Source organism: Streptomyces sp. MGP-P1, from assembly GCF_057766565.1.
Genome location: NZ_JBYMEM010000007.1, coordinates 1,699,181 through 1,711,291, shown reverse-complemented (window position 1 = coordinate 1,711,291; position 12,111 = coordinate 1,699,181). Strand labels below are relative to the sequence as shown.

Here is a 12,111-nt window from a genome sequence, read left to right as displayed (position 1 = left end):
CCCCCTCACGCGTATCAGCTCCGGCTGCTGCCACGCCTGCGGGCGAGCACCGTCGCGCCCGCGCCGACGGCCAGCAGCAGGGCCGCTCCGCCCGCGATGTACGGGGTGGTGGAGCTGCCGCCGGTCTCGGCGAGGGCCTCGGTGGGGGCGGGGTCGGAGCCGGTCTGCGGCTTCACGTCGCCGCCCGTGGAGCCGCCGTCCGTGGCGCCCGGCTCCTGCGGGGTCTCCGGCTTCTCGGAGGGCTTCGGCTTCTCGGAGGGCTTCGGCCCCTTCGGGGTCTCGCAGGTCGCCTCGGCGAGGGTGACCTCGCCCTCGACCTCGGCGACGTTGAGATTCAGCGGGTTGACCGACACCTTGAGCTGGAGCGCCGTCGCGGCCGCCGTGCGCTCGGTGGTGACCGTCTTGGAGAGGTCGAGGGAGACCTCGCCGACGCCCGGCACCGCCACCCGGGTCGGTCCGCCCGCGCTGAGCGTCACCTTCTTGCCGAGCACCGCGACATGGCCGAGCACGTTCGACTCGGCGACGGGCTTCCTGCCGGTCTCACAGACCGCCTTGGAGGTGACCTTCTCGACCTCGATGAGCGAGAGCACCGGCAGTCCGGGCACATGGATCCTGGCCTTCGCCAGGTTGGTGTAGCCCTCGGCCCGGTGCTCGTCGACGGTGGCGTTCGCGGTGGCCACGTCGGCGCGCAGGACGCTGACCGGGGCTCCGCCCTCCACCCCGTCCACGTTCACGCTGAGCGCGGTCTTCTCGGCGCTGGCCGGAGCCGTCACCTCGTTGAGGGCGACCTTGAGGGGCACCTGGACGGACCTGTTGAGGAGCGAGACGTCGAGCCCGGTACGGAGCACGACCGCGCTCGCCCTGCCCTCGCCGCCGGTGGGCGTCGCCGGGGCTGCGTGCGCGGGGACGGCGGCAAGCAGGGCGACGGGGCCGGCGGCGACCGCCAGGGCGGCGAGACGGAAGGTGTTGCTGTTCAAGATGGTGGAACCCCCACAAGAGACATGGAGCCACCGGCACAGTCCAATGGGGGACATCGCCTGCGCCGGTGGCCTCGACTCCGTGAATCTTTACGCACTGAGGGTGAACTGACGGACACCTGGCGTGAGTTCACCCCAAAGGGGGGTTTTCGCGCGCATATTCGAATTCTTCGGCACGTGCGTTCGCCGGTGTCACCCGTTTCACCCGGCGCGAGCCGTCCGGAGTGGGCTCGCGCCGGAGCATGCGCAGAGGTGCACCAACGAGTCCGGGACCGCTTCCGTCACTGCTTGTCAACACAGCACCGCGCCGCTCTCATCCGATCACCCGCCCGTTCAGCACGATGTGCCGAGGGGCCGCCAGCACCCGGACGTCGGCGCGCGGGTCCTCGTCGTACACGACCAGGTCCGCCGGAGCGCCCTCCTCCAGCACGGGGCGTCCCAGCCAGCGCCTGGCCCCCCATGTGGTGGCGGAGAGTGCCTCCAGGGGCGGGATGCCCGCCTTGACCAACTCGGCGACCTCGCCCGCGACCAGTCCGTGTGCCAGGGAGCCGCCCGCGTCGGTGCCGACGTAGACGGGGATCCCGGCGTCGTACGCGGCGCGCACGGTGTCGTAGCGGCGGTCGTACAGCTGCCGCATATGGGCCGACCAGCGGGGGAACTTGGCCTCGCCGCCGGCCGCGAGGTCGGGGAAGGTGGCGATGTTGACCAGCGTCGGGACGATCGCGACCCCCCGTTCGGCGAAGAGCGGGATGGTGTCCTCGGTGAGGCCGGTGGCGTGCTCGACGCAGTCGATGCCCGCCTCCACCAGGTCGGTGAGCGACTCCTCGGCGAAGCAGTGCGCGGTGACCCGGGCGCCCAGCCGGTGCGCCTCGGCGATGGCCGCCTCGACCTCGCCGCGCGGCCAGCAGGCGGTCAGGTCGCCGGCGTCTCGGTCGATCCAGTCCCCCACCAGCTTGACCCAGCCGTCCCCGCGCCGGGCCTCCCGGGCCACGTACGCGACGAGGTCGCCGGGCTCGATCTCATGGGCGTAGTCGCGGATGTAGCGGCGGGTCCTGGCGATGTGACGACCGGCCCTGATGATCTTCGGCAGGTCCTCGCGGTCGTCGATCCACCGGGTGTCGGAGGGCGATCCCGCGTCCCGGATCAGCAGCGTCCCGGCCTCCCGGTCGGTGAGCGCCTGCTTCTCGGCGGTCGCCGCGTCGACCGGGCCGTGCCGGTCGAGGCCCACATGGCAGTGCGCGTCGACCAGCCCGGGCAGCGCCCAGCCCCTGACCGTCACCGCGCCGTCGGCGCCGGGCGGCCGCTCGTAGGTGATCCGCCCGTCCACGGCCCACAGTTCGTCCCGCACCTCGTCCGGGGCGACGAGCACCCGCCCCTTCACGCGCAGCACCCGCTGCTCCTCCTGATCACTCATACGCGGCACTGTACGAGGCCGTCGGTAGGCTGCCCGTGCGATTCCGACCGTCGAACGATCCCGAAGAGAGCCCCACCGTGACGCACCCCTTCCTCGACCTTCCCCCGCTCACCGCCGACCGCTTCGCGGCGATCGAGCGGCGCGTGGCCCGGCTCCTCGCCACGGAGCAGGACATCGTCATCACCCAGGGCGAGGCGCTGCTGCCGCTGGAGGGCTGCATCCGCGGCGGCGCGCGGCCCGGCTCGACCGCGCTGAACGTGGTCACCGGACCCTACGGACAGACCTTCGGCAACTGGCTGCGGGACTGCGGTGCGGAGGTCGTCGACCTCACGGTGCCCTTCCACGCCGCGGTCACCGCCGACCAGGTCGCCGAGGCGCTCGCCGAGCACCCGGGGATCGACTTCGTCTCGCTGGTGCACGCGGAGGCGGCGACCGGAAACACCAACCCGGTCGCGGAGATCGGCGAGGTGGTCCGGGCGCACGGCGCGCTGTTCATGCTGGACGCGGTCGCCTCGGTGGGCGCCGAGCCGCTGCTGCCGGACGCCTGGGGCGTCGACCTGTGCGTGATCGGCGCGCAGAAGGCCATGGGCGGGCCCGCCGGGGTGTCGGCGGTGTCGGTGAGCGAGCGGGCCTGGGAGCGGATCGCCGCCAACCCGGCCGCCCCGCGCCGCTCCTACCTCTCCCTCCTGGACTGGAAGGAGCGCTGGATCGACGCCGGCCGCAGGGCGCTGCCGCACGCCCCGGCGCAGCTGGAGATGCTGGGCCTGGAGGCCTGCGTGGCGCGGATCGAGGACGAGGGCCTGGACACGCTGACGGCCCGCCACGCATCGGCCGCCGCGGCGACCCGGGCCGGGGCGGTGGCCCTGGGCGGGGGGCTGGAACCGTACGTCCACGAGGCGCGGGACGCCGCCCCGGTGGCGACGACGCTGCGCGCCCCGGCGGGGACGGACGCGGCCGTGCTGGTCGCGGGGGCGCTGGCGGCGGACCCCGCGCTGCCGCTCGTCGCGGGCGGCGGGGCACTGTCCAAGGAGATGATCCGGGTCAACCATTACGGGGCGGACGCGACGCGGGGCGTGGTGCTGTCCTCGCTCGCGGCTCTGGGGGCGGTGCTGGCCGACGCGGGCGCGCCGGTCGATATCGAGGCTGCCCGGCGGGCTGTTTCGGAAACCTGGCCGAGCCTCTGATATTCATAGTGTGGGAAGCTGCTTTATTAAAAGCAGCTTCCCACATTCTTCTGCCCGCTTTTCCGTCACCTAAACGGGCCAGTTTTTTCCGGCCTCGAACTTCATAATCCGGACACATCTCGCGAGAGTTACAACCCTGTGACCGACTCCACAAGAGCGGCGTTATGCCCGATTAATTCTGGACAAAGTGCAGGAAACTGCCCCCGGATCGAGGGAAACCTCGCGCCCGCCTGATAGCACATGAGGGCCCGCCACCCAACCCTCTACGTCGATGCAATTTCGAAATTTGCTGGGTAAATTCAATTCGCATGACCGCCGCACCAGCAGATTTTGCCCGTGCCCGAAGCGAATTCCTCAGTATCGATGCGCCACGAGTGGAGGACGGAGCCGCGATCTGGCGCATAGCCCGCGACTCCAAGGTCCTGGACCTGAACTCCTCGTACAGCTACCTGCTGTGGTGCCGTGACTTCGCCGCGACCTCCGCCGTCGCCCGTGGCGAGAACGGCGAGCCCATCGCCTTCGTGACGGGCTACATCAGGCCCGACCGGCCCCAGACCCTCGTCGTCTGGCAGGTGGCCGTCGACCAGGCCCACCGCGGCAAGGGACTGGCCGCCAAGCTGCTGGACGCGCTGACCGCCCGGGTCGCCGCCGACCAGGGCCTGGCGTCCGTGGAGACGACGATCACTCCGGACAACGCCGCCTCCGAGCGACTGTTCACCTCCTACGCCCAGCGCCACGACGTCGCGGTGGAGAAGGAGGTGCTCTTCGACGGCGCGCTGTTCCCCGAGGAGACGCACCTGCCCGAGGTGCTCTACCGGATAGGCCCGTTCACCACCTGAGCCGCCCCGGCCCCGCACTCCGGCGTACCCGACCCGTACGCCCGGACCCACCGACTTCTCGCGCCGTCCGACCACTCGGCGCGGTCCCGGCCGCATCCGTGCGGCGGGGAGCACTCGACCACTGCCCGTCACACCCCCCTCACGCAGGAGATCAGCTGTGACCATCACCCCGCCCGCCCTGAGCGTCTTCGAGACCCTGGAGTCCGAGGTACGGAGCTACTGCCGCGGCTGGCCCGCCGTGTTCGACCGCGCGCAGGGCGCCCGGCTGACCGACGAGGACGGCCACTCCTACCTGGACTTCTTCGCCGGGGCCGGCTCGCTCAACTACGGCCACAACAACCCGGTGCTGAAACGAGCGCTCATCGACTACATCGAGCGCGACGGCATCACCCACGGCCTGGACATGGCGACCACCGCCAAGCGGGCGTTCCTGGAGACGTTCCAGAACGTGATCCTGCGCCCGCGCGACCTGCCGTACAAGGTGATGTTCCCCGGCCCGACCGGCACCAACGCCGTCGAGTCGGCGCTGAAGCTGGCCCGTAAGGTCAAGGGCCGCGAGTCCGTCGTCTCGTTCACCAACGCCTTCCACGGGATGTCGCTGGGTTCGCTCGCCGTGACCGGCAACGCGTTCAAGCGGGCCGGGGCCGGCATCCCGCTGGTGCACGGCACCCCGATGCCGTTCGACAACTACTTCGACGGCACGGTCCCCGACTTCCTCTGGTTCGAGCGGCTGCTGGAGGACCAGGGCTCCGGGCTCAACAAGCCCGCCGCCGTGATCGTGGAGACGGTCCAGGGCGAGGGCGGCATCAACGTCGCCCGCGTCGAGTGGCTGCGTGCGCTGCAGGAGCTGTGCCACCGCCAGGACATGCTGCTGATCGTCGACGACATCCAGATGGGCTGCGGCCGTACCGGCGGCTTCTTCTCCTTCGAGGAGGCCGGCATCGTCCCGGACATCGTCACGCTGTCGAAGTCCATCAGCGGCTACGGCATGCCGATGTCGCTGTGCCTCTTCAAGCCCGAGCTGGACATCTGGGAGCCGGGCGAGCACAACGGCACCTTCCGCGGCAACAACCCGGCCTTCGTCACGGCCGCCGCCGCGCTGGACGCCTACTGGGCCGACGGCCAGATGGAGAAGCAGACCCTCGCCCGCGGCGAACAGGTCGAGCAGACACTGCTGGCCATCTGCGCCGAGGAGCCGACCGCGCGGTTCCGCGGCCGGGGCCTGGTGTGGGGCATGGAGTTCGACGACAAGGCCCGCGCCTCCGCCGTCTGCGCCCGCGCCTTCCAGCTGGGGCTCCTGCTGGAGACCTCGGGCCCGCAGAGCGAGGTCGTCAAGCTGCTGCCGCCGCTGACCATCACCCCCGAAGAACTGGACGAGGGCCTGCGCACGCTGGCCCGCTGCGTCCGCGAAACGGCCTGACCCGGCACCGTCGGGGCAGGTGGAGAAGAAGAGGTCCCGGGCCGCGAGGCCCGGGACACTGCGGAGAGAAGAGAAAGGCAACCGTTCACCGTGATCGTCCGATCGTTCAGTGACATCGAGAACACCGACCGGCATGTGAAGTCCGCGTCCGGCACCTGGGAGAGCAAGCGCATCGTGCTCGCCAAGGAGAAGGTGGGCTTCTCGCTCCACGAGACCGTGCTGTACGCGGGCACGGAGACCTCCATGTGGTACGCCAACCACATCGAGGCGGTGCTGTGCACCGAGGGCGAGGCCGAGCTCACCAACGACGAGACCGGCGAGACGCACTGGATCACGCCCGGCACCATGTATCTGCTGGACGGGCATGAGCGGCACACCATGCGGCCCAAGACGGACTTCCGCTGCGTGTGTGTCTTCAACCCTCCCGTCACCGGACGGGAGGACCATGACGAGAACGGTGTCTACCCACTGCTGACCGAGGAGGCCTGAACCACCATGACCACCGAAGTACGCGCCGATCTGTACCCCTCGCGCGGCGCCGCCGAGATGACCACTCCCCGCCAGGACCCGGTCATCTGGTCCGCGCCGGGCGCCCCGGGCCCGATCGCCGCCAAGGACCTCCAGGGATACGAGCACGACGGCTTCCTCACCGTCGACCAGCTCATCGCCCCGGACGAGGTCGCCGTCTACCAGGCGGAGCTGAACCGGCTGATCTCCGATCCCGCAATCCGCGCCGACGAGCGCTCGATCGTCGAGAAGCAGTCGCAGAACGTACGGTCCGTCTTCGAGGTCCACCGGATCAGCGAGGTCTTCGCCGGACTGGTACGCGACGAGCGGGTGGTGGGCCGGGCCCGCCAGATCCTCGGCTCGGACGTGTACGTCCACCAGTCCCGGATCAACGTGAAGCCGGGCTTCGGGGCCACGGGCTTCTACTGGCACTCCGACTTCGAGACCTGGCACGCGGAGGACGGTCTGCCGAACATGCGGACGGTGTCCGTGTCGATCGCGCTGACCGAGAACTTCGACACCAACGGCGGGCTGATGATCATGCCCGGTTCGCACAAGACGTTCCTCGGCTGTGCGGGCGAGACGCCGAAGGACAACTACAAGAAGTCGCTCCAGATGCAGGACGCGGGCACCCCGTCCGACGAGGCGCTGACGAAGATGGCCGACCGCCACGGCATCAGGCTCTTCACGGGCAAGGCCGGTTCGGCGACCTGGTTCGACTGCAACGCCATGCACGGCTCGGGCGACAACATCACCCCGTACGCGCGCAGCAACGTCTTCATCGTCTTCAACAGCGTGGAGAACGCGGCGCAGGAGCCGTTCGCGGCTCCGATCCGCCGCCCCGAGTTCATCGGGGCGCGGGACTTCACCCCGGTGAAGTAGCGGCACGCACGGGCGGGAGAAGGGGCCGGGACGGTACGCCGTCCCGGCCCCTTCCGCGTAACTCGTTGGACCGGGGCCGGGTCAGCGGAGAGGGTGTCCGCCATGACTTCCCATGTACGCCACATCACGATCGACTGCGCAGACGCCTACGCCCTCGGCGGTTTCTGGGCCCAGGTGCTCGGCGCGCCGCTCTCCGACGAGGACGCCCCCGGCGACCCGGAGGCGCTGGTCGAGGCCCCTGGCACCGCGATCCTCTTCGTTCAGGTGGACGAGAGGAAACAGACTAAGAACCGCGTCCACCTGGACATCCAGCCGCAGGACCGCTCCCGGGACGAGGAGGTGGAGCGGCTGCTCGCGCTCGGCGCGACCATGGTGGGCGACCACCGCAGGCCGAACGGGCGCGGCTGGGCGACGCTCGCCGACCCCGAGGGCAACGAGTTCTGTGTGGAGTGCTCCGCCGCCGAGCGGGCGGCGCTGAGCGGGACCCGGCTGCCGGTGACCGCCGACGATGTGACCTCTGCGGTGCGTCTCGCGGTGGACGTGCTGGCCAAGGCCCCGGCGGACCGCTGGGACGCGCCCGCGGGGAGCCTCGACTGGACCTGCTGGGAGACGGTGGAGCACCTGAGCGACGATCTGTTCGCGTACGCCGTGCAGTTGGGGCCCCGGACGCCGCCGCTGGACCGCGACGTGCCCTACCGGTGGGCGCCCGAACGGCAGGGCGGGCCCCACAACGCGGTGTTCGCCGACCGTGAAGCCGGTCCCGCCGGGCTGCTGGCCACGCTGGAGGCGAGCGGGGCGCTGCTGGCCTCGATGGCGCGGACGACGCCGCCCGAGGTGCGCTCGTACCACGGGTACGGGATCTCCGACCCGGAGGGCTTCGCCGCGATGGGCGTGGTGGAGACCCTGGTGCACACGCATGATCTCGCCGAGGGCCTGGGGCTGGGCTGGTCGCCGTCCCCGGCGCTCTGCGACCGGGTGCTGGCGCGGCTCTTCCCGGACGCGCCGGCGGGCGGCGACCGGTGGGCCGTACTGCTGTGGGCCACCGGTCGCGCCGAGCTGCCGGGCCACCCGCGGCGCACCTCGTGGCGGTGGGACGGGCGGCCCGTGAGCGGTCAGACGGCGTCGAGCGCCGGGTAGTCGGTGTAGCCCTTGGCGTCGCCGCCGAAGAAGGTCGACGGGTCGGGGGTGTTGAACGGGCCGCCCGCCTCGAGCCGGGCGGGCAGGTCCGGGTTGGCGAGGAAGAGCGACCCGTAGGAGATCAGGTCGGCGATGCCGTCGTCGATCACCGTGTGGTCGTCGGGTCCGGTGGCGCCCTCGGTGTGCACGTTGATGACGAGGGTCCCGGAGAAGGCCTTGCGCAGCGTGAGCGTCAGCTCCCGGATCGGGGCGGCCTCCAGGATGTGCAGGTAGGCGAGGCCGAGCGGCTCGATCGCCTGCACCAGCGCGGTGTACGTGGCCTCCGGAGCGGGCTCGTCGATGTCGTTGTACGGGTTGCCGGGCGAGATGCGCAGGGCGGTGCGCTCCGGGCCGATCTCGGCGGCGACCGCCTTGACGACCTCGACGGCGAAGCGGATGCGGGCCTCGTCGGAGCCGCCCCACGCGTCGGTGCGCAGGTTGGTGTTGGGGGCCAGGAACTGCTGGATGAGGTAGCCGTTGGCGCCGTGCAGCTCGACCCCGTCGAAGCCGGCGTCCACGGCGTTGCGGGAGGCGGTGACGAAGTCGGCGACGGTCGCGTGGATCTCGGCGTCCGTCAGCTCGCGCGGCTCGACGAAGTCCTTCGGGCCGACGTGGGTGTAGACCTGACCCTCGGCCCTGACCGGGGAGGCGCTGACGGGGACGAGGCCGTCCGGCAGCAGGACCGGGTGGCCGATGCGGCCCGCGTGCATGATCTGGGCGAAGATCCGGCCGCCCTCGGCGTGCACGGCGTCGGTGACCTTGCGCCAGGAGGCGACCTGTTCGGCGCTGTGCAGACCGGGCGTCGTCGGGTAGCCCTGGCCCACCACGGAGGGCTGGATGCCCTCGGTGATCACGAGGCCGGCCGAGGCCCGCTGGGCGTAGTACGTGGCGGTGAGCTCGGTGGCGGTGCCGCCCTCACCGGCCCGGCTGCGGGTCATCGGGGCCAGCGCGATGCGGTTGGCCAGCTGGGTGCCGGACAGGTCGATCGGGTCGAAAGCGGTGGTCATGAGGGCTCCCAAGAAAGTATATGGTCGGCCAAATATCGGCGCCGACGGCAACTGTAACCCATTGATTGGTCGACCAAGGTAAAGTTGCGGGAAACCGTCGGGCATCATCGAGAGCCGCCCCCCGCACCCCCGAGGACCCCCAGGAGCCCGCCATGACCACCGGCCCCGCCACCCCCGCGGAAGACGCCTGTACGAACGCGCCGCCCATGGCGGCGCTCAGCGGGCCCGTCAGCCACGCCGTGTCCCGGGTGGCCCGGCTGCACCGGACGGCGGCGGGCAAGGCGCTGAAGGGGGTGGACCTCTATCCGGGGCAGGAGTTGCTGATGATGCACCTGTGGGACCGGGGCGCGGTCCGTCAGACGGAGCTGATCAGGGCCCTGGACCTGGACCCGTCCACGGTGACGAAGATGCTCCAGCGGCTGGAGCAGACCGGGCATGTGCGCCGCCGCCCCGACCCGGCCGACCGGCGGGCCGTGCTGGTCGAGGCGACGGACGAGAGCTGCGCGCTGCACACCGCGGTCCGGGACGCCTGGGGCAGCCTGGAGGAGCAGACACTCGCGGGCCTCGAACCTGCGGAGCGCACGGAGCTGATCCGGCTGCTGGCGAAGGTCGAGGAGAACCTCTGCCGGGAGACCGCCAACTGCCCGGACCGGTGCTGAGCCGCCCCCCATGGATCAGGCCAGGACCTCCAGCACCCGGTCCACGTCGGCCTCGGTGTTGTAGAGGTGGCAGGAGATCCGCAGATTCCCGGCCGGGGCGGAGACGGCGACGCCCGCCTCCACCAGCTCGGGCAGGCGGCTCTCGAGACCCGGCACGGAGACGATCGCCGACTCCCCCGGAACGGTCTCGTGCCCGATCTCCGCGAGACCCGCCCGCAGCCGGGCCGCGAGCCCGGTGGCGTGCGCGTACAGGGCGTCGGCCCCTACTTCGCCGAGCAGCTCCAGGGAGTGCTCGGCGCCGTGGTACGAGAGGAAGGCGGGCGGCTCGTCGAAGCCGCGGGCGGTGGGGGCGAGGCGCTCCAGCGGGCCGTAGTTGCTCGTCCAGGGAGCACCGGCGGAGACCCAGCCGGCGAAGAGGGGCGGCAGGGTGTCCTGCGCCTCCTCGGTGACGGTCAGGAACGACGTACCGCGCGGACAGAGCAGGAACTTGAAGCCGCCGGTCACGGTGTAGTCGTACGCCCCCGCCTCCAGCGGGAACCAGCCCGCGGCCTGGGTTCCGTCCAGCAGGGTCCGGGCGCCGTGCGCAGCGGCGGCCGCGCGGACGGCGGCGAGATCGGCCACCCGGCCGTCGGCCGACTGCACGGCGGAGAAGGCGACGAGGGCGGTCGAGGGGCGCACGGCCCCGGCGAGCCCGTCGAGCGGCGCGTACCGCACGCACAGATCGCCGCGGAGCGCGAACGGGCTGACCACGGAGGAGAACTCGCCCTCGGGGCAGAGGACTTCGACTCCCGGCGGCAGGGAAGCGGCGATCAGGCCGACGTGGACGGTGACGGAACTCCCGGTCGCGACCCGGTCCGGATGGACCCCGGCGAGCCGGGCGAAGCCGGCCCGGGCGGCCTCCACCGCGTCGAAGCTGCCCGCCCCCACCCGGCGCCCCGCGGCGTTCTCGTCGGCCAGGGCCTTGACGGCGGCGATCGTCCGGCGGGGCAGCAGGCCCCAGCTGGAGGTGTTGAGGTAGGTGACTTCGGGGGCGAATTCGACGGCTGCCGCTTGGATGGGCGCGAGGATCGTCATGCGTCCACCCTGAAGCCCCCTTGAATCAAAGTCAATCACGCAGATTCGAGGGGACATCAAAGGGATGCTTATGAAGGGCTTCCGGATGGCTCAGCTGCGCGGAACCTCGCAGGCCCCGTCCGTGTCACAGGCCGCCGCCTCCCCGCCGACGGCGGTGAGAGCGGTGACGGGGCGGTCCTTCCAGGCCTGCTCCAGCGCCTGGACGAAGACCTCCGACGGCTGGCCGCCGGAGATACCGTACCGACGGTCGAGGACGAAGAACGGCACGGCGTTGGCGCCCAGTTCGGCCGCCTCGCGCTCGTCGGTGCGGACGGCGTCCGCGTACGCCTCCGGGTCGGCGAGCACCGCACGGGCCTCGTCGGCGTCGAGTCCGGCCTCCACGGCGAGAGCCAGCAGCACCTCGTCGTCGAAGACGGACCGCTCCTCGGCGAAGTTCGCCCGGTAGGCGAGGGTCAGCAGCTCGTCCTGACGGCCGCGGACCTTGGCCAGGTGCAGCAGCCGGTGGAGGTCGAAGGTGGAGCCGTGGTCACGGCCCTCGGTGCGGTAGCCGAGCCCTTCCGCCTGCGCGTTGGCCGCGACGTTGGCCTCCATCGAGGCCGCTTCCTCGCGGCTGCGGCCGTACTTCTCGGCCAGCATGTCGATCACGAGCGCGGTGTCGCCCTTGGCCCGCGAGGGGTCGAGCTCGAAGGAGCGGTGCACCACCTCGACCTCGTCCCGGTGGGCGAACTCCGCGAGGCCCTTCTCGAAGCGGGCCTTGCCGATGTAGCACCACGGACAAGCGATGTCGCTCCAGATCTCGACGCGCATGACTCTTCTACTCTCCAGGGGTCGCGGCGGGCGCGGAGGGGTCCTCCGCACAGGGTCAGTGGGTCGAACGTGAATTCGTACCGGGTGATTCCCGGATCTTCCCGCCCGCCCCTCCTCCCCACGACCGCCGTGTCACCCCCGTCACCGCCGTCACCGCCTTCACGG

General features: G+C 71.2%; 12 protein-coding genes. 7 read left to right on the top strand and 5 right to left on the bottom strand.

Annotated elements, in window-relative coordinates; translation table 11 throughout:
* Positions 1 to 14 precede the first annotated feature (14 nt).
* Both AC3CH1_RS29155 and AC3CH1_RS29150 read right to left on the bottom strand, forming a co-directional pair.
* Positions 15 to 977 carry an SCO1860 family LAETG-anchored protein gene (locus AC3CH1_RS29155; RefSeq protein WP_488465622.1) on the bottom strand — a complete coding sequence of 321 codons (963 nt, stop codon included), beginning with the start codon at positions 975 to 977 and terminating at the stop codon, positions 15 to 17.
* A gap of 313 nt (positions 978 to 1,290) precedes the next feature.
* Positions 1,291 to 2,391 (bottom strand): amidohydrolase family protein, encoded by a 1,101-nt coding sequence (locus tag AC3CH1_RS29150; protein WP_488465621.1) that lies wholly within the window; start codon positions 2,389 to 2,391, stop codon positions 1,291 to 1,293.
* A gap of 77 nt (positions 2,392 to 2,468) precedes the next feature.
* On the opposite strand from AC3CH1_RS29150, the gene AC3CH1_RS29145 reads away from it, so the two are divergent.
* From AC3CH1_RS29145 to AC3CH1_RS29120, 6 genes are all read left to right on the top strand, one after another.
* Complete coding sequence (locus AC3CH1_RS29145; RefSeq protein WP_488465620.1) at positions 2,469 to 3,575, top strand: pyridoxal-phosphate-dependent aminotransferase family protein; 1,107 nt, start codon at positions 2,469 to 2,471, stop codon at positions 3,573 to 3,575.
* A gap of 308 nt (positions 3,576 to 3,883) precedes the next feature.
* Positions 3,884 to 4,414, top strand: coding sequence for a diaminobutyrate acetyltransferase (gene ectA, locus AC3CH1_RS29140; RefSeq protein WP_488465619.1), 531 nt, complete (start codon positions 3,884 to 3,886; stop codon positions 4,412 to 4,414).
* Between the two features lie 157 nt (positions 4,415 to 4,571).
* Positions 4,572 to 5,834, top strand: a complete 1,263-nt coding sequence (ectB, locus tag AC3CH1_RS29135; RefSeq protein ID WP_488465618.1) for a diaminobutyrate--2-oxoglutarate transaminase — start codon at positions 4,572 to 4,574, stop codon at positions 5,832 to 5,834.
* A 90-nt stretch (positions 5,835 to 5,924) separates the two neighbouring features.
* Positions 5,925 to 6,323, top strand: coding sequence for an ectoine synthase (locus AC3CH1_RS29130; RefSeq protein WP_003969937.1), 399 nt, complete (start codon positions 5,925 to 5,927; stop codon positions 6,321 to 6,323).
* Positions 6,324 to 6,329: 6 nt separating this feature from the next.
* Positions 6,330 to 7,223: an ectoine hydroxylase gene (gene thpD / locus AC3CH1_RS29125; protein ID WP_488465617.1), complete on the top strand. Its 894-nt coding sequence runs from the start codon at positions 6,330 to 6,332 to the stop codon at positions 7,221 to 7,223.
* A gap of 102 nt (positions 7,224 to 7,325) precedes the next feature.
* Positions 7,326 to 8,360 (top strand): VOC family protein, encoded by a 1,035-nt coding sequence (locus AC3CH1_RS29120; RefSeq protein ID WP_488465616.1) that lies wholly within the window; start codon positions 7,326 to 7,328, stop codon positions 8,358 to 8,360.
* Here the strand turns inward: AC3CH1_RS29120 and AC3CH1_RS29115 are convergent.
* Positions 8,336 to 9,406, bottom strand: coding sequence for an alkene reductase (locus AC3CH1_RS29115; protein ID WP_488465615.1), 1,071 nt, complete (start codon positions 9,404 to 9,406; stop codon positions 8,336 to 8,338). The genes AC3CH1_RS29120 and AC3CH1_RS29115 overlap by 25 nt on opposite strands.
* A 152-nt stretch (positions 9,407 to 9,558) precedes the next feature.
* Between AC3CH1_RS29115 and AC3CH1_RS29110 the strand changes: the two genes are divergently transcribed.
* Complete coding sequence (locus tag AC3CH1_RS29110) at positions 9,559 to 10,065, top strand: MarR family winged helix-turn-helix transcriptional regulator (protein ID WP_488465614.1); 507 nt, start codon at positions 9,559 to 9,561, stop codon at positions 10,063 to 10,065.
* A gap of 15 nt (positions 10,066 to 10,080) precedes the next feature.
* Here the strand turns inward: AC3CH1_RS29110 and AC3CH1_RS29105 are convergent, their stop codons facing one another.
* Both AC3CH1_RS29105 and AC3CH1_RS29100 read right to left on the bottom strand, forming a co-directional pair.
* Positions 10,081 to 11,139, bottom strand: a complete 1,059-nt coding sequence (locus AC3CH1_RS29105; protein ID WP_488465613.1) for an aminotransferase class V-fold PLP-dependent enzyme — start codon at positions 11,137 to 11,139, stop codon at positions 10,081 to 10,083.
* A 90-nt stretch (positions 11,140 to 11,229) separates the two neighbouring features.
* The gene (locus AC3CH1_RS29100; protein WP_488465612.1) at positions 11,230 to 11,946 is read right to left on the bottom strand and encodes a DsbA family oxidoreductase; all 717 of its coding nucleotides are present in this window, start codon (positions 11,944 to 11,946) and stop codon (positions 11,230 to 11,232) included.
* Between the last annotated feature and the right edge of the window lie 165 nt (positions 11,947 to 12,111).